This is a genomic window from Microbacterium sp. 4-7, from assembly GCF_014332665.1.
Classification (GTDB): Bacteria; Actinomycetota; Actinomycetes; order Actinomycetales; family Microbacteriaceae; genus Microbacterium.
The window spans coordinates 156,082-172,277 of record NZ_MCRH01000005.1; the positions used below are offsets into that span (position 1 = coordinate 156,082).

The 16,196-nt window shown below is 68.2% G+C and carries 15 protein-coding genes; 4 read left to right on the forward strand and 11 right to left on the reverse strand.

What is annotated here, in order from left to right; all coding sequences use genetic code 11:
• Window positions 1-4: 4 nt before the first annotated feature.
• The 4 genes from treZ to BEP68_RS10820 are packed head-to-tail and all read right to left on the reverse strand — an operon-like array spanning window position 5 to window position 6,595.
• Window positions 5-1,762: a malto-oligosyltrehalose trehalohydrolase gene (treZ, locus tag BEP68_RS10805; protein ID WP_187249970.1), complete on the reverse strand. Its 1,758-nt coding sequence runs from the start codon at window positions 1,760-1,762 to the stop codon at window positions 5-7.
• Entirely contained in the window at window positions 1,759-4,107 is a 2,349-nt protein-coding gene (gene treY, locus BEP68_RS10810; protein ID WP_187249971.1) for a malto-oligosyltrehalose synthase, read from the reverse strand. Before treY ends, treZ begins: the two co-directional genes overlap by 4 nt.
• Entirely contained in the window at window positions 4,104-6,314 is a 2,211-nt protein-coding gene (glgX, locus tag BEP68_RS10815) for a glycogen debranching protein GlgX (protein WP_053098819.1), read from the reverse strand. The genes treY and glgX overlap by 4 nt, the downstream gene beginning before the upstream one ends.
• Window positions 6,311-6,595: a hypothetical protein gene (locus BEP68_RS10820; RefSeq protein ID WP_053098820.1), complete on the reverse strand. Its 285-nt coding sequence runs from the start codon at window positions 6,593-6,595 to the stop codon at window positions 6,311-6,313. Before BEP68_RS10820 ends, glgX begins: the two co-directional genes overlap by 4 nt.
• A 178-nt stretch (window positions 6,596-6,773) precedes the next feature.
• On the opposite strand from BEP68_RS10820, the gene thrC reads away from it, so the two are divergent.
• Window positions 6,774-8,177, forward strand: coding sequence for a threonine synthase (gene thrC / locus BEP68_RS10825; RefSeq protein ID WP_072592216.1), 1,404 nt, complete (start codon window positions 6,774-6,776; stop codon window positions 8,175-8,177).
• 5 nt (window positions 8,178-8,182) lie between these two features.
• On the opposite strand, the gene BEP68_RS10830 is transcribed toward thrC, so the two are convergent.
• The 4 genes from BEP68_RS10830 to BEP68_RS10845 form a co-directional block, all read right to left on the reverse strand.
• The gene (locus BEP68_RS10830; RefSeq protein ID WP_187249972.1) at window positions 8,183-8,593 is read right to left on the reverse strand and encodes a VOC family protein; all 411 of its coding nucleotides are present in this window, start codon (window positions 8,591-8,593) and stop codon (window positions 8,183-8,185) included.
• A 94-nt stretch (window positions 8,594-8,687) separates the two neighbouring features.
• Window positions 8,688-8,954, reverse strand: coding sequence for a thioredoxin domain-containing protein (locus BEP68_RS10835; protein WP_187249973.1), 267 nt, complete (start codon window positions 8,952-8,954; stop codon window positions 8,688-8,690).
• A 62-nt stretch (window positions 8,955-9,016) separates the two neighbouring features.
• On the reverse strand, window positions 9,017-9,415 hold the full coding sequence (locus BEP68_RS10840; protein ID WP_187249974.1) for a DUF1801 domain-containing protein: 399 nt from the start codon (window positions 9,413-9,415) through the stop codon (window positions 9,017-9,019).
• Between the two features lie 40 nt (window positions 9,416-9,455).
• Window positions 9,456-10,466: an FUSC family protein gene (locus tag BEP68_RS10845; protein WP_187249975.1), complete on the reverse strand. Its 1,011-nt coding sequence runs from the start codon at window positions 10,464-10,466 to the stop codon at window positions 9,456-9,458.
• Window positions 10,467-10,553: 87 nt separating this feature from the next.
• Between BEP68_RS10845 and BEP68_RS10850 the strand changes: the two genes are divergently transcribed.
• Window positions 10,554-11,897, forward strand: coding sequence for a M20/M25/M40 family metallo-hydrolase (locus tag BEP68_RS10850; RefSeq protein WP_187249976.1), 1,344 nt, complete (start codon window positions 10,554-10,556; stop codon window positions 11,895-11,897).
• A gap of 58 nt (window positions 11,898-11,955) precedes the next feature.
• The gene (locus BEP68_RS10855; RefSeq protein ID WP_072590778.1) at window positions 11,956-13,410 is read left to right on the forward strand and encodes an MFS transporter; all 1,455 of its coding nucleotides are present in this window, start codon (window positions 11,956-11,958) and stop codon (window positions 13,408-13,410) included.
• Window positions 13,411-13,441: 31 nt separating this feature from the next.
• Here the strand turns inward: BEP68_RS10855 and BEP68_RS10860 are convergent, their stop codons facing one another.
• From BEP68_RS10860 to BEP68_RS10870, 3 genes are all read right to left on the reverse strand, one after another.
• Complete coding sequence (locus BEP68_RS10860; protein ID WP_072592217.1) at window positions 13,442-13,699, reverse strand: hypothetical protein; 258 nt, start codon at window positions 13,697-13,699, stop codon at window positions 13,442-13,444.
• A gap of 147 nt (window positions 13,700-13,846) precedes the next feature.
• Window positions 13,847-14,251: a VOC family protein gene (locus BEP68_RS10865; RefSeq protein ID WP_072590779.1), complete on the reverse strand. Its 405-nt coding sequence runs from the start codon at window positions 14,249-14,251 to the stop codon at window positions 13,847-13,849.
• 33 nt (window positions 14,252-14,284) lie between these two features.
• Complete coding sequence (locus BEP68_RS10870) at window positions 14,285-15,052, reverse strand: siderophore-interacting protein (RefSeq protein WP_187249977.1); 768 nt, start codon at window positions 15,050-15,052, stop codon at window positions 14,285-14,287.
• A 102-nt stretch (window positions 15,053-15,154) separates the two neighbouring features.
• Between BEP68_RS10870 and BEP68_RS10875 the strand changes: the two genes are divergently transcribed.
• Window positions 15,155-16,147: a siderophore ABC transporter substrate-binding protein gene (locus tag BEP68_RS10875; protein ID WP_187249978.1), complete on the forward strand. Its 993-nt coding sequence runs from the start codon at window positions 15,155-15,157 to the stop codon at window positions 16,145-16,147.
• Window positions 16,148-16,196 lie beyond the last annotated feature (49 nt).

Genomic DNA, 16,196 nt, shown 5'->3' on the forward strand with positions numbered 1-16,196 from the left:
GCGATCAGCGCGCAGGTGCGACGATCGCCGCGGACTCGGGTGCGAGCACGATGGTCCGCGCGATCGTCCGCACGGGCGCCGTCTCCAGCAGTATCCGCGAGTCGGGGGCGAGATCGAACTCCACCTCCTGCTCGGCGAGATTCACGAGCACCGACACCTCGCCTCGTTCGATCCGGTAGGCCCGGTTCTCCGGTGCGCCCTCCGTCTTCGACACGATGACGTGGTTGTGCGACATCTCGGGATCGGTCAACTCGGGCACCTCGCGCCGCAGGGCGATCAGGCGTCGATACAGATCGAAGATGCGGGCGTGCGATGCCGATGCGAGCTCGCTCCAGTCCAGCCGCGATCGCTCGAACGTAGCCGGGTCCTGTGGGTCGGGCACGGCGGCCGGGTCCCACCCCATGCGCGCGAACTCCGCGATCCGCCCCTCCGCGGTGGCTTTCGCGAGCTCCGGTTCCTTGTGCGAGGTGAAGAACTGCCACGGGGTGGACGCAGCCCACTCCTCGCCCATGAACAGCATGGGGGTGCCCGGTGCGGTCAGGGTGAGAACCGCGGCGACGGCGAGTCGATCGGAGGAGAGCGAAGCGGTCAGCCGATCTCCCGCTGCACGGTTGCCGATCTGGTCGTGGTCCTGCGCGAATGTGACCAGTCGCCAGGCAGGGACGCTCGGCGGCAGCGGCGCGCCGTGCGTGCGCCCGCGGAACGACGAGTACGTCCCGTCGTGGAAGAACCCGGTCTGAGTGACCTTCGCCAGCGCGTCCGGCGCGGCGAAGTCGGCGTAGTACCCGTCGGTCTCGCCGGTGAGCGCGACGTGCACCGCGTGATGCCAGTCGTCTGACCACTGCGCGGTGAGGCCGTTCCCTCCCTCCTCGTGGGAGAGGACCATGACCGGGTCGTTCAGATCCGACTCGGCGATCAGGCTCAGCGGGCGATCGACCTCGCGAGCGAGCGCATCTACGCGCTCGGACAGCTCGTGCAGGAGGTGCGGGGTGCTCTCGTCGTGCAGTGCGTGCACGGCGTCGAGCCGCAGCCCGTCGACGTGGAAGTCACGGAGCCACATCAGCGCGTTCTCGATGATGTACTCGCGCACGGCCGGATCGTCGAGGTTCACCGAGTCGCCCCACGCCGTGTGCCGGCCCTCGCGCAGATACGGACCGAACTCGGGCAGGTAGTTGCCGCTGGGTCCGAGGTGGTTGTAGACGACGTCCTGGATCACCGCGATGCCGCGTGAGTGGGCGGCGTCGACGAACCGCTGATATGCGGCGGGTCCGCCGTACCCCTCATGCACGGCGTACCAGAGCACGCCGTCGTAACCCCAGTTCCAGTCGCCGCTGAACGCGTTGACCGGGAGCAGCTCGACATGCGTGATGCCGAGTTCGACGAGGTGATCGAGATGCCCGATGAGCGCGTCGAGCGTGCCGTCCGGTGTGAATGTCCCGACGTGCAGCTCGTAGATCACGCCACCGTCGAGCGGCGCACCGCGCCAGTCCCCGTCGGTCCACTCGAAGCGGGCCGGATCGAAGAGAGCCGAGGGCCCGTGCACGCCCCGCGGCTGCCGCAGCGACCGCGGATCAGGGCGCAGGTCGGTGCTGTCGCCGAGGAGGAAGCCATAGCGCTCGCCCTCGGACATCGCCACATCGGTGCTCCACCATCCCGAACCGTCATCAGCCGACGTGAGGTCGTGCTCCGAGATCGTGGTGCACGCGGGTGTCAGACGACGCAGCCGCACGCTGTCGGCGCGGGGAGCCCAGACCGAGATCATCGCTCGTCCACCAGCAGCGCGACCGGATACGTGTCGAGCAGGTCGGCCAGCCGGACCGGACCGCGGCCGAAGCGGCGACCGGTGATCGCGTCCGTCGCCGGCAGTTCGCGGAGCAGCAGCACGGTGTCGCCCCATCCGCCGCGGCGCTCGAGTCCGACGGGCAGACGCGACGCCACCGCCAGCACACCGCCCCGGTCCATCGCGACCACATGATCCGACGCCTCACCGGCGACACCGCCCGGGCGATACCGGTAGAAGAGCTCGGGGTTGTCCCGGCGCAGACGCAACGTGCGCGACGTGACGAGCATCTTCGCGAGGCCCGAGTCGTCGATGGGAGGAAGGATGCCGCGAGAGACGTCGGCATCGAGTCGACCCAGCATCGCCGAACGCGCTGCGAAATCGACCGGCCGCCGGTTGTCGGGGTCGACGAGCGAGTGGTCCCACAGCTCGGTGCCCTGGTAGACGTCGGGCACACCGGGAGCTGCGAGCTGCAGGAGCTTCGCGGACAGCGAGTTGACTCGACCGGGGTCGACGATCTCGCCGACGAATCCCTCGAGGATCGGTCGAGCCCGCCCGTTCGCCGCCTCGGCGATCGCTTCGACGCCCTTCTCGAACTCGAGATCCGGATGCTGCCATCCGGTCGATTCCGCAGCCTCGCGCGCGGCCTTCAGCCCGTAGGCGAGCAGGCGCTCCGACGAGATCGGCCATGCTCCGACCGCGGCCTGCCAGAGAAGGGAATCGAGTGGCCCGTGTCCTGTCGAGGCGACGGCACGGAGCTCGGTCAGCACCTGCGCCCAGCGGTCCGGAATCTCGGAGAGCACCGACAGACGCGCACGGACGTCCTCGGATCGCTTGGTGTCATGGGTCGACAGAGCGGTGAGCGAGTACGGCCACGACGCGAGCCGCGCCTGCTGGGCGTCATGGAACTCGTCGACCGAGACGGAGGCGATCGAGGGATCGCCGCCGACCTCGGTGAGGGTGCCGAGGCGGGTGTGGCGGTAGAACGCGGTGTCCTCCACGCCCTTGGCCATCACCGCTCCCGTCACCTGCGGAAAGCGCTGCGACACCTCGAGCGAGGTGTCGAGCAGCAGGGGCGTCAGCTCGGCGATCGATCCCGCGAGGTCGGGGCGGCGCCGTGCGGCGTCGTCGATCGCGTGCTGCAGATGCTCGCGTCCCGCCGGGAGGTAGGACCGGTAGACCGGGAAGCTCGCCACGATCTCGGCGAGCGCGTCCTCGGCGCCGACCACGCCGAACGGCAGAGCCCTGACGAGGCGTCGCACCTCGGACTGCAGGAGGTCGTCGGCGATCATCCGCTTCGTGGAGTGGATCAGGTCGGCCCAGGACTTCGCGGCCGGCAGACCGGTCTCGTCCCGCAGCCGCGAGTCGAGGAGGTCGAGGGCTGCGACTCCGTCGCCGTCGATCAGCACGCGGTCGATCTCGCCCATCGCGTCGTAGCCGGTCGTGCCGTCGGTGCGCCACCAGGACGGCAGCTGCTCACCCGGTTCGAGGATCTTCTCGACGACCGTGTACGCGCCGCCGGTGATGTCGGCGAGTCGCTCGAGGTACTCGCCGGGATCCGTCAGCCCGTCGGGATGGTCGACGCGGAGTCCGTCGGCCAGACCGTCGGTGATCCACCGGGCGATCTCGCGGTGCGACTCCTCGAAGACATCCGGGATCTCGACGCGGATGCCGGCGAGCTCGGACACGGCGAAGAACCGACGGTAGTCGAGGTCGGTGTTCTGGTCCTCCCAGAACCGCAGCTCGTAGTGCTGGGCGTCGAGGAGGGCAGGCAGATCGTCTGCGAGCTCTCCCGATCCCGGTGCCAGGGGAAGCACGTGGTCGAAGTACGACAGCGTTCCGTCGGGGGCATCGTCGGCGGGGGTCGTGTCGACGACGATCTCATCGGCTGACAGCACCTCCGCGAGCGACGACCCGAGGATCGGCAGTCGCACCCGTCCGTCGGACAGTCGCGGGTCGACGTCGAATGCCAGCGCATGGCGCGATGAGCGCCCGAGTCGCAGCAGATCCCACCACCAGAGGTTCGCGCGCGGGACGGCCACGCCGACGTGGTTCGGGACGATGTCGACGAGGACCCCGAGCCCCGCTGAGCGGGCCGCGGCGGAGAAGCGCTCGAGCCCCTCGGGGCCACCGCGGGCATCGTCGACCCGGGAATGATCGACGACGTCGTAGCCGTGGTCCGACCCCGGCACGGCCGCGAGCAGCGGTGAGAGGTACGCCCACGAGGCACCCAGCTCGGTGAGGTACTCCGTGATCGATGCCGCGTCGTCGAGCGTGAAACCCGCTCGGATCTGCAGACGATAGGTCGAGAGCGGGCGGTGGGTCATCGCGGCAGCTCCGGGGTCGGGGCGGGTGACGGAGCTTCGGCGCGCTCGGTCTGGATGCGCAGCGAGGCCTCGACGGAGTCGTCCGTCGGCACCTCGGTCTGATCGACTTCGCGCAGCACCAGCATCGAGTTGGCTTCGAGGGTCACCGGAGCGCCGGCGTCGATCGCGTCGCCTCCGGCACGGTCGCCGGCGGTGTCGACGGCGACCTCCCACGCACGCCCGTGGCGCTCGTCGGGGAGCACGGCGTCGATCGCCTCCGTCCCGCTGTGGAAGTAGACGAGGAAGTTCTGATCCGTCACCGGCTGTCCACGGCGGTCCTTCTCGCGGATGCCCTGTCCGTTCAAGAACATGCCGATCGCGAGACCGAATCCGGAATCCCAGTCCTCGGGCTCCATCCGGCGGCCGTCGGGTCGCAGCCAGACCACATCCGGCACTCGTTCGCCGTCCTCCGACCGCACCGGCCGGCCGTCGAAGAACCGGCTGCGGCGGAACGTCGGGTGCATGCGGCGCAGTCTCGCCACCGCTGCCGTGAACTCGACGAGAGGACGATCCGCCGCCTCCCAATCGACCCAGGTGAGCTCGTTGTCCTGCGCGTAACCGTTGTTGTTGCCGTCCTGGGTGCGACCGAGCTCGTCGCCGTGCGCGATCATCGGCACTCCCTGCGACAGCAGCAGTGTCGCGAGGAAGTTGCGCTGCTGTCGGGCGCGGACGCGGTTGATCGTCTCGTCGTCGGTGGGCCCCTCGACGCCGTTGTTGCTCGAGCGGTTGTGGGATTCGCCGTCGTTGTTGTCCTCGCCGTTGGCCTCGTTGTGCTTCTCGTTGTACGACACGAGGTCGCGCAGCGTGAAGCCGTCGTGAGCGGTGACGAAGTTGATCGACGCCACGGGACGCCGACCGGAGTGCTCGTACAGGTCGGCGGAACCGGTGAGACGCGATGCGAACTCGCCGAGCGCCTGCGGCTCACCGCGCCAGAAGTCGCGCACGGTGTCGCGGTACTTGCCGTTCCACTCCGTCCACTGCGGAGGGAAGTTGCCGACCTGGTATCCGCCGGGGCCCACATCCCACGGCTCGGCGATGAGCTTCACCTGCGAGACGATCGGATCCTGCTGCACCAGCTCGAAGAAGGCCGCGAGACGGTCGACGTCGTAGAACTCGCGCGCGAGAGTCGAGGCGAGATCGAAGCGGAAGCCGTCGACATGCATCTCCGTGACCCAGTACCGCAGCGAGTCCATGATCAGCTGCAGCGCGTGCGGGTTGCCGGCGTTGAGGCTGTTGCCCGTGCCCGTGTAGTCGGTGTAGTAGCGACGGTCCTCTTCGAGGCGGTAGTACGCCTCGTTGTCGATGCCCCGCATCGACAGCATCGGCCCCATGTGGTTGCCCTCGGCGGTGTGGTTGTAGACCACGTCGAGGATGACCTCGATCCCCGCCGAGTGCAGTGCGCGCACCATGGCCTTGAACTCCTGCACCTGCTGACCGTGCTGCCCGCTGGAGGAGTAGTCGTTGTGCGGCGCGAAGAAGGCGAGCGTGTTGTAGCCCCAGTAGTTCGTGAGGCCCTTCTCCTCGAGGGTCGAGTCGTAGACGAACTGATGCACCGGCATCAGCTCGATCGCGGTGACGCCGAGGTGCACCAGGTGCTCGATGACCGACGGGTGGCCGATGGCCGCATACGTGCCCCGCAGCTCCTCGGGGATGTCCGGGTGCAGCTGGGTCAGTCCCTTGACGTGCGCCTCGTAGATCACGCTCTGTGCGTAAGGGGTCTTGGGCAGTCGGTCGCCCGCCCACTCGAAGAACGGGTTCACGACGACGCCCTTGACCATCGTCGCGGCGGAGTCTTCATCGTTGCGGGAATCGGGGTCGCCGAAGTCGTAGCCGAACAGGGGCTGCCCCCAGTCGACCCGGCCGGCCACGGATTTCGCGTACGGGTCGAGGAGGAGCTTGTTCGGGTTGAATCGCTTTCCCTGCGCGGGGTCGTACGGTCCGTGCACGCGGTATCCGTAGAGCTGTCCTGGTTGCACGGAGGGCAGATAGCCGTGCCAGACGAACGCGTCGACCTCTTCGAGCGGGACGCGCTCCTCGCTGCCGTCGTCGTCGAACAGGCACAGTTCGACCTTCTCGGCGCCCTCGCTGAACAGGGCGAAGTTCGTGCCCTGGCCGTCGAAGGTCGCGCCGAGCGGGTAGGGGGAACCGGGCCAGACCTCGTGGCTCACTGAGCGCGCCGCTTCGAGACGGCGCGGTGCAGGACAGTCCTCACCGCGTCGTGGAAGTCATGCACCTGAGCGATCTCGTCGGCGTGCGGGTAAGGGTGGCCGACATAGCAGACGAAGACAGGATGCACGTGCTCGACGTATCCGACGGGGCCGTCGTGCAGCACGACGTAGCGATCGAGGTCGACACGCTCGTAGAGGGGTTCGGCCGGCGTCGAGGCTGTCGTGGGAGCCTGGCCGTCCGCGGGCTTGTGGTCATGCGCGGTATGGGTCTTCGCAGTCATGAGGGCTCCTGTTCTGTTGATGGGGTCCACGCTAAGAGATACGAGTTCACAGCGGAACACCATTGCCTCCGCGCGATGAACGCGCTATGTCGTGAGACGCGCATCCTGATCGTGAAATCACCCCGCGCCCACCTGCGACAATGGAAGCCCCGTGCCGATCCCGAACCGAGGAGCTCCCGTGCAGTACATCTCCACCCGAGGCGGCATGCAGCCGCTGCCGTACTGCGAGACCCTGCTCGAGGGGCTCGCGCCCGACGGAGGACTGGCCGTCCCCGAGACGATGCCCACGGTCGACGGAGAGACGCTCGAGCGCTGGCGTGCCCTGACGTATCCGCAGCTCGCCACCGAGGTGCTCGGTCTCTTCGCCACGGACATCCCGCGGGCCGATCTCGCCCGCATGACGGAGGCCGCCTACGAGCCGTTCCCTGAAGAGGTCGTGCCCCTGCGGTCGATCGGCGACGATCTCACCCTGGTGGGCCTCTCCGAGGGGCCGACTCTCGCTTTCAAGGACATGGCCATGCAGTTCCTCGGGCAGGTCGTCGAGTACGCGCTCGAGCGCAAGGGCTCTGTCCTGAACATCCTCGGCGCGACCTCGGGAGACACCGGCTCGGCTGCCGAGCACGCTCTTCGCGGCAAGGACCGCATCTCGGTGTTCATGCTGTCCCCGAAGGGGCGCATGAGCGCGTTCCAGCGCGCGCAGATGTTCTCGCTCGACGATGACAACATCCACAACATCGTCGTCGACGGCGTGTTCGACGATTGCCAGAACCTCGTCAAGTCCCTCGCCGGCGACCTCGACTTCAAGCGCGCTCAGCACCTCGGTGCGGTCAACTCGATCAACCTCGCCCGCATCACCGCCCAGGTCGTCTACTACTTCTGGGCGTGGCTGCGTGCGACGGACGCCGGCGGATGGACCGAGGTGTCGTTCACGGTGCCGTCCGGAAACTTCGGCAACATCCTCTCGGGGTTCTTCGCGAAGGAGATGGGGCTGCCCATCCGTCGCCTCGTGCTCGCCGCCAACGAGAACAACGTGCTCGACGAGTTCTTCCGCACCGGCGTCTACCGGCCGCGGAGCGCCGCGCAGACGCTCGCCACCTCGAGCCCGTCGATGGACATCTCGAAGGCGTCGAACCTCGAGCGCTTCATCTTCGAACTCGTGGGTCGTGACGCAAGCCGCGTCGTGAAGGCCTGGCAGGAGCTCGACACCCAGGGGTTCTTCGATTTCACCTCCGATCTGGCGCGTTTCGTCGAGGAGTTCGGCATCGTCAGCGGCACCTCGACGCACGACGACAGGCTCGCGACGATCAGGTCCGTCTACGAGGCGACGGGAGACATCATCGACCCGCACACCGCCGACGGTGTCAAGGTCGCTCGCGAGAACGTCGAGCCCGGCGTGCCCATGCTGGTGCTCGAGACGGCGAAGCCGCAGAAGTTCGCCGAGACGATCCGCGAGGCGATCGGCGTCGAGCTCGAGTACTCCTCAGAGCTGCGCGCGATGCTCGACGCTCCGCAGCGCCGGACCGAGATGGCCGACGACGAGCACGAGCTCCGAGCGTTCATCGAGGCCGAAGCCCTGCGCTGAGCGACTCACTCGGGGTCGCCGTGCAGCATCCAGGGCACTCCGAAACGATCGACGAGCATTCCGAACGTGCCGCCCCACGGCGGGGTGTCGAGCGGCATGGTGATCGCCGCACCGTCGGACAGGGCGTCCCAGACCTGTTGCGTCTTCTCCTGCGAGTTGCCGCTGAGTGAGACCGAGAATCCCTGGGGCGGCTCGAACGGGATGCCGTCGGGGGTGTCTGAGGCCATGAGCACCAGGCTGTCCGGCGTCGTGAGCTGCGCATGCATCACGAGATCGTGCTGATCCGGGTTCTGGACCATGTCGGGGAACTCGCCGAACACGTTGATCTCGAGATCACCGCCGAGCACGCCCTGATAGAACTCCATCGCCTGTCGCGCCTCGGTGCGGAACGAGAGATAGGGATTGAGATTGGCCATGACTGCCCCCAGCCTTGTCAGGCGGGGCCGCCGTCGGTCCCGCTGCGGCTCATTCTGCGCCGGGGGTCGGACATCCGCAAGAGCGACGTCGCGCTCAGGCGGGGAGGGCCTTCACCGCCGCCGTGAGCACCTGAGGCAGCGTCGGCACACCTTCGGCACGGAACACTTCTACGCCCGAATCATCGCGGATGATGACGGTCGGGGTGAAGCGGATGTCGAGCGCCTCCGCGGCATCCGGTTCTCTCGCGACGTCGATCTCGGTGACGGTCGCGTCGGGAAGGTAGTGCACGGCGTCCTCCACGACCGAGCGGGTGCGCGAGCACGCTCCGCAGAACGCGGAGGTCACGAGCGTCAGTTCCATGGCTCTCCTCTCGGCTCTCGAGGTGCAACCGCGCACCGTCTCGCGGTGTTCCCGAGCCGCGATCAGAACGAGGTGCGCTTGACGAGGCCCCGGTTCGTGCGGATGTGCTCGTAGTCCCATTGCACGACCCGCGACTCCGACAGCCAGACGGTGAGCCGGTCGGTGTCGATCTCCGAGGCGGAGGTGAATCTCTTCTCGGCGGCCTCGAAGGATCCTGAGGCGACGAGTCCGGGCTCTGCGAACGACTGGCCGCTCCAGAACATCAGTCGGACGGCATCCTTCAAGCGGTCGTATCCGACGATCGGATTGCCGTCGAGGAACCAGACCGGGTGCGCGTGCCAGACCTTGGCGGCGGCGTCGGGGAGTGCTCGGTCGATCTCGTCCGCGAGGAGGTCGCAGATCAGCCGATCCTCCGAGCTGAGCCTGCGGTGGTAGTCGGCGATCTCAGGCGCACGGGTCATGCTGCGAGTATGGCGCGTGCGACGGCAGACGTCGAGAGAGTCACACGGAAGACGTGGTCGCGCGCGGATGCAGCAAGCCGGAGATCGCACCCAGAGCAGCTCCGACGAGGGTGTCGACGATCCTCTCCCCGGCGACGTCCATCGAACCGATCTCGCCCGTCGCTGCGCCCGTCAGCAGAAGCACCAGAGGGGTGATGAAGACGAGCGCGAGAGCGTAGTGCCTGACGACGACGAGCTCGATCGTGAACTGCAGCGCGCCCAGCAGCAGAGCGAGCCACAGCCCCGACGGATGCAGCAGCGCGAGCAGCGCGTACACGCCGGCCCCGACCACGGTTCCGAGCATGCGATGGAGTCCGCGCTGGACGGCGGCGCGACGGGCGGCGGCCACGCCGATCACCGCCACCGCCGACCCCACGATCCAGTACGTCCGGGTGGGGTCGATCACCAGTCCCAGCAGGACGCCGATGACGGAGACGATCGCGACCCGGATCACGAGCATGCGCGAATCGGGGGTGAATGCGGGGCCCGGGAGCAGCTCGCTCAGCGGCCGAGCGGAGATCGAGCGCGCTCGAGGACGCAGAAGCGGCGCCATCGCGACCAGATAGGAGAACACGCAGCCGGCCGCGAGTGCCCCGAGGTAGGTCAGCGGTGCCAGGGGCGAGCTCGCCACGACGTGCGCCGACAGGCCGAACACCAGCACGAAGAAGAGCGGTCCGGGCGGTCCGAGCCGGAACCCGAACGCCAGGGCAGCGCTGACGACCGCGACCACCACGACGCCGATGCTCACGAGCCAGGCGTTGGCGGAGACAGCCACTCCGAGAGCGGCGCTGACGATGAGGCCCGCGGCCACGAACGGCAGGATCCTCGCCCGATCGATCACCGGTGCCGTCCCGGCGAAGAGGACCGTGAACGCGCCCGAGGCCGCGACGTAGCCGAGCGACGGCTCTCCGAGCACGGTCATGACCGCTATCGGCACCGCGATGCCCAGCGCCGCTTGGGTGGCGAGATGCCAGCGCGGACCGCGCTTGGGTGCCAGGGCGAACAGGCTCATCCCTCCATTGTCTCGCGGCGCCGGCGCCGAGCAGGACGGACGTCGACCGGAGTACGGCGAGCCGGCGGGAATCGCCCCGGCGATACGATGGCCGACGTGACGGAACCTCGACCGGGAATCGCCGAACGGCTTTCGCAGATGATCCAGCTGCCGACCGTGTCGGCCGAGGTCGAGGAGCGCGGAACCGAGCCGTTCGAGTCGTTCGTCGCCCTGATCGCGCAGCTCTACCCGCTCGTCCACGAGCATCTCGCACTCGAACGGCACACCGATTTCGGGCTGCTCTTCCACTGGACGGGCAGGGACGCCGGCGCTGCGGGGCCGGTCGTGCTGATGGCGCATTATGACGTCGTCCCCGTCGACGAGAGCGACGCATGGACGCATCCCCCGTTCGAGGGCGTCATCGCCGACGGAGTCGTCTACGGTCGTGGTGCTCTCGATGACAAGGGTCCGCTGATCGTCGTGCTCGAGGCGGTCGAGAACCTGCTCGCCGACGGGTTCACCCCCGCACGGGACGTCTACCTGTCGTTCGGGGGCAATGAGGAGACCTTCGGTCGAGCAGCCGAGGAGATCGCCCGCGTCCTGCGCGATCGCGGCATCATCCCGTGGCTCGTGGTGGACGAGGGCGGCGCCGTCGTGGATGCGCCGCTGCCCTTCGTTCCGGGACGGGCGGCGATGATCGGCGTGGGGGAGAAGGGCGTCATGACGCTCACGCTCTCGGCGCGTGGTGAGGGCGGTCACGCCTCGGCACCGCCCGCTCTCACAGCGGTCCGGCGCGTGGCGAGGGCCGTCGATCGGCTCGGCCCCCGCACGTTCCGACCGCGCCCGTCGAAAGCGATCGGACGGATGCTGTCGCAGCTCGGAGCTCAGACTCCCGGTCCGGCAGGGCATCTGCTCAGGCTGCTCGGCTCGGCCCCGCCGGTCACCGGGCGGCTGTTCGCCGCGCTCGGCGGCGAGCCCGCAGCACTCGTGCGCACAACGGTGGCTCCGACCATGCAGTCGGGCGGCACTGCCGCGAACGTCCTGCCGTCGCAGGCCTCGGCGACGGTCAACCTGCGCATCGCGCTGGGTGAGACGACGCAGCAGACGGTGCTGCGGGTGCGTCGGCGCATCCGGGATCCGCTCATCACCGTATCCGTCGAGGAGGCGAGCGAGCCGTCGCCCGAGTCCGCGACCGACAACGCTCAGTTCACGCTGCTCGCCGACGCTCTCGCCGTCTCTCACCCGGGAGTCCCCGCGGTGCCGTACGTGATGATGGCGGCGACGGACTCCCGCCACTTCCACCGTTTCGCCCCCGCCGTCTACCGCTTCGCGCCGCTCGAGATGTCGAACGCACAGCGGGCGTCGATCCACGGCGTCGATGAGAACGTCGAGATCGCCGCGCTCGAGCGGGGGGAGCGGTTCCATCGGGCGCTCCTCGAGCGGCTAGGGTGATCTCACCCCTCCGCGGGCGCTTCGGTGCCCGATCCAGTCCTTTCATCGAGGAGCCGCGATGACGCGCACCCGAACTCTGGGAACCCTCGCCACCGTCGTCGGCTTCCTCGCCTTCGTCGAGTTCACCAGCGGCGTGCTGCAGGGCTACTACACGCCCATGCTCACGGACATCGCGCGGCACCTCGGCATCCACGACGCCGATGTCAACTGGCTCGAGGGCACGCAGCTCATGCTGTCGGCTCTGGTGGTGCCCGCTTTCGCGAAGCTCGGCGACATGGTCGGCCACAAGCGGATGCTGCTCATCTCGACGGCGCTCACCGCCGCGGCGGCGCTCGTCCTGCCCTTCACCGATTCGTTCCCCGTGTTCCTGGTCGGCTGGACGCTGATGGGGTTCTACGTCGTCTGGCTGCCGCTCGAGATCGCGCTCATCTGGTCGCGCTCCCGTCGCATGGAGGGGCGTTCGTCGATCACGGCGAAGGCCGCCGGACTCCTCGTCGCGGCGCTCGAAGGCGGCGCGATCATCGGTGCACTCGTGGGTGGAGCCCTGATCGATGTCCTGCCTCTGACGGTGGTGCTGCTCATCCCCGCCGTGCTCATCGTCGTGTGCTTCTTCGTGATCCTGTTCGGGGTGAAGGAGTCTCCCGATCCGACCGGCGGTGTCTTCGACACTGTCGGCGTCGTGCTGATCTCGCTCGCGCTGATCTGCTTCACCGGGGGTCTCAGCCTGCTCCGTCTCGAGGGCGGACTCGTCAACCCCTGGTCCTGGGCCGTCGTCGTCCTCGGCCTTCTGCTCGTCATCCCGTTCGTGCTCTGGGAACTGCGCTGCGACGACCCGCTCATCGACGTGCGCATGTTCCGCTCGCCGGCACTCGGCCCGGTCTTCCTCACCGCTGGCCTGTTCGGGGTGAGCGTGCTGGGTGCACAGGCGCCGCTGTCGACGTTCGCCCGCACCGACCCCGGTGTCTACGGCTACGGGCTCGGAACCACGGGTTTCGCGACGTCCCTGATCATCGGGCTCTACCTGATCGCGATGATCGCGGGAGCACTGCTGTTCCCGCTCATCGCTCGTCTGCTGACTCCCCGGATCACCCTGATGGGCGCATCCCTGCTCGTCGGCATCGGCTTCCTGCTGTTCCTCCCGTTCCACGATTCGTACGTGCAGGTGGTGACCAACATGGTCATCGTCGGCCTCGGCTCGGGTGCTCTCGTGGCCGCCCTTCCCGCGGCTGCGGCATCGGCGGCTCCGGCGACCCAGACGGGCGTCGCGACAGGCCTCACGAACTCGGTCAAGACCGTGGGCGGAGCGATCGCCTCGTGCATCTTCGGGATCGCGCTCCTCAACGGCGTGAGCGGGGCGGTCGAAGGCACTGCGGGATCATTCGCCGGGTACATCACCGTGTGGGTGGTCTGCGGTGTGACCGCGCTGATCGCCGCCGCGATCCTCGTCTTCGTTCCGAAAGAGGCCTTCACCGACCGCACGGATGCCGAGGCCGTCGCCGCACCCGTGGTCTGAGCTGCGGGCGGCCGGCTGCCGGTGTCAGTTGTCAGTCGCGGTCGAGGCCGAATGAGCGCTTGACGACGGCCTGCATGTCGCGGTCGAGTCCGTCGATCCGCGTGTTCACGGCATCGAAGCGGGCGTTCATCTCGCCCCGGAGTCCGCCGATCTGTGCGTTCATCTCCCCGCGCAGCCCGCCGATCTCGGTGCGCACCACGCGGATGAACAACGTCGAGACGACCGTGAGCATGCCGAACATGAGCGCGGTGAAGCACCCGATCATGGTCCAGATCTGAGCGTCGTTCATGAGGTGCACCGTGTCATCCTCGCATCGTTCCAGACGAGGAATCGGAAGAGGCGTCGCTGTATACCGCCATCCCGAACAGTGGGAGGAACTCGTGTTCCGGCCTCGGTGTGCAGGAGAGCCGGGCTCACCCGCCGCCGAGCGCGCGCGTCACTGGGACTCGCGCGGCGGGTTGTGCATGAACTCGATCCGGATGCCGTCGGCATCCTCCACGAACGAGGCGTAGTAGCGCTCCGTGTATCGCGGATATTCCTTGGGCTCGCGCACGGCCGACCATCCCGCATCGCGCGCGACGGCGTGAAGGCGGTCGACCTCGTCTCGCGTCGACACCGAGAAAGCGATGTGCTGCCATCCCACGCGGCCGTGACGATGGGGCCCGGATTCCTCATCCCAGGCGTACAGGATGATCTCGGTCTCGTCGCCGTTGTGCCACGAGATCGAGTGGTCGTCCTCGCCGCCGCTCTGATAGCCGAGGGCCGTCAGCACGGGATGGAACTGCGCGCGACCGCGCTCCAGCTCGTTGACGGTGATGCCCAGGTGATCCAGAAGAGCCATGCGTCCAGTCTTCCAGTCGGCGCCCGGATCGCACTAGTGCGGAGCGTGGTACTCCGCTTCGCCCCGCTTCCAATAGCCCTTGACCACCGCGTTCGCGGAGTCGACGCCCCACCGGCTGAGCAGCGCGCGCCCGGGCTTCACGACCGACTGCTCGGCGGCGATGAACACGAACGGGTCGTCGCCGACCGAATCGTCGGCGGTCAGGCGGTCGAGGAATGCGATGAGGGCGGAGCCTTCGGCGGCGTCGCCACGGTGCAGCCATTCCACGTCGACCGGGGTGTCGATCTCGATCTCCCGGCCGACGGAGGCCGTCTCGATCACGATGCGGGCGGGCACCCCGGCGGGTATCGACGAGGCGAAGCGTCGGATCGCCGGGATGGCGGTCTCGTCTCCGACGAGAAGCCAGGATCCGGGGCTGCCGCTGAGCACGGCCGAACCGCGGGGGCCACCGACTCCGATCGATGCACCCAGCGGAGCGGTCGCGGCCCACGGGGCGCCGACCCCTGCGTCGCCGTGCACCGCGAACTCGACGTCGAGCCAGTCGTCGCCCCAGGCGAGAGGTGTGTACTCGCGACTCGGCGCCTCCCGCATCTGCTCGAGGGACTCCACGGGACCGGACGGGAAGAAGAGGCGCATGTGGTCGTCGGAGCCGGGAGAGTCGAAGCCCTCGAGGTCACTGCCACTGAGCCGGACACGCACGTAGCCAGGGGCCAGCCATTCCCGGGCGGTCAGCGTGACGGTGCGGAAGCGCAGATCGAGGCCGCGGCGCTCGATGGAGAAGCGGGATTTCGTATCGCTCATAAAGTAAGGCTAACCTATCTTGGAGGTGGAGTTAGGGCATCCTAAGTCCGCCGTTCCCGCGCCGTTTCCGCGCACTCATCACCGCAGAACAGGAGTCTCTCCATGTCCATGCCCAGAATCCTCACCGCTACGAGCGTCGGTCTCGTCGGCCTCCTCACCCTCGCCGGCTGCGCCTCCGGCTCCGACGCCGAGCCGCAGGGGACCGCAGCCGCAGCGGACTCGGTCACCGTCGAGGACAACAGCGGATCGCACGAGATCGCCACGCCCCCTGCATCCGTCGTCGCACTGGACAACCGCACGTTCCAGACCCTCTCCGACTGGGGAGTCGAGCTCTCGGCCGGCGCTGTCGCGCTCATGCCGGACACCGTGTCGTACCTCGACGACGAGTCGATCGTCGACATCGGCCTGCACAGCGAGCCCGACCTCGAGGCGATCGTCGCAATCGAACCCGACCTCATCATCAGCGGCCAGCGATTCACCCAGCACAACGAGGCGATCGCGGAGCTCGTGCCGGACGCCACGATCATCGACCTCGAGCCGCGCGAGGGCGAGCCCTTCGACGAGGAGCTCAAGCGTCAGACCACCGTCCTCGGCGAGATCTTCGGCAAGCAGGACGAGGCGCAGGCGCTCGTCGACGATTTCGACGCGGCCGTCGAGCGGGCCAAGGCCGCATACGACGACGCCGACACCGTCATGGCGGTGAACACCTCCGGCGGCGAGATCGGGTACCTCGCGCCGACCGTCGGGCGCTCGCTCGGACCGATCTACGACATCCTCGGTCTGACGCCGGCGCTCGAGGTCGATGACGCCTCCGACGACCACCAGGGCGACGACATCTCCGTCGAGGCGATCGCCTCCTCCAACCCCGACTGGCTTCTCGTGCTCGACCGCGATGCGGTCTTCGCCGCCGAGACCCCCGACTACGTGCAGGCGTCCGAGATCCTCGAGAGCTCCGAGGCGCTAGCCGGCGTCACCGCCGTTGCCGACGAGCAGATCGTCTACATGCCCACGGACACCTACCTGAACGAGGGCATCCAGACGTACACCACGTTCCTCGAGGACCTCGCCGACGCGCTCGAGGCCGCGCAGAAGTAGGGCCGACCGGCGGCATCCGCTCCGAGCGGATGCCGCCGTCCGGCGTCGC

What these genes read in the sequence shown, in the direction of transcription:
- treZ (WP_187249970.1), bottom strand. Translation starts at nt 1,762, where the DNA reads ATGATCTCGGTCTGGGCTCCCCGCGCCGACAGCGTGCGGCTGCGTCGT.
- treY (WP_187249971.1), bottom strand. Translation starts at nt 4,107, where the DNA reads ATGACCCACCGCCCGCTCTCGACCTATCGTCTGCAGATCCGAGCGGGT.
- BEP68_RS10820 (WP_053098820.1), bottom strand. Translation starts at nt 6,595, where the DNA reads ATGACTGCGAAGACCCATACCGCGCATGACCACAAGCCCGCGGACGGC.
- BEP68_RS10830 (WP_187249972.1), bottom strand. Translation starts at nt 8,593, where the DNA reads ATGGCCAATCTCAATCCCTATCTCTCGTTCCGCACCGAGGCGCGACAG.
- BEP68_RS10835 (WP_187249973.1), bottom strand. Translation starts at nt 8,954, where the DNA reads ATGGAACTGACGCTCGTGACCTCCGCGTTCTGCGGAGCGTGCTCGCGC.
- BEP68_RS10840 (WP_187249974.1), bottom strand. Translation starts at nt 9,415, where the DNA reads ATGACCCGTGCGCCTGAGATCGCCGACTACCACCGCAGGCTCAGCTCG.
- BEP68_RS10845 (WP_187249975.1), bottom strand. Translation starts at nt 10,466, where the DNA reads ATGAGCCTGTTCGCCCTGGCACCCAAGCGCGGTCCGCGCTGGCATCTC.
- BEP68_RS10850 (WP_187249976.1), top strand. Translation starts at nt 10,554, where the DNA reads ATGGCCGACGTGACGGAACCTCGACCGGGAATCGCCGAACGGCTTTCG.
- BEP68_RS10855 (WP_072590778.1), top strand. Translation starts at nt 11,956, where the DNA reads ATGACGCGCACCCGAACTCTGGGAACCCTCGCCACCGTCGTCGGCTTC.
- BEP68_RS10860 (WP_072592217.1), bottom strand. Translation starts at nt 13,699, where the DNA reads ATGAACGACGCTCAGATCTGGACCATGATCGGGTGCTTCACCGCGCTC.
- BEP68_RS10865 (WP_072590779.1), bottom strand. Translation starts at nt 14,251, where the DNA reads ATGGCTCTTCTGGATCACCTGGGCATCACCGTCAACGAGCTGGAGCGC.
- BEP68_RS10870 (WP_187249977.1), bottom strand. Translation starts at nt 15,052, where the DNA reads ATGAGCGATACGAAATCCCGCTTCTCCATCGAGCGCCGCGGCCTCGAT.
- BEP68_RS10875 (WP_187249978.1), top strand. Translation starts at nt 15,155, where the DNA reads ATGTCCATGCCCAGAATCCTCACCGCTACGAGCGTCGGTCTCGTCGGC.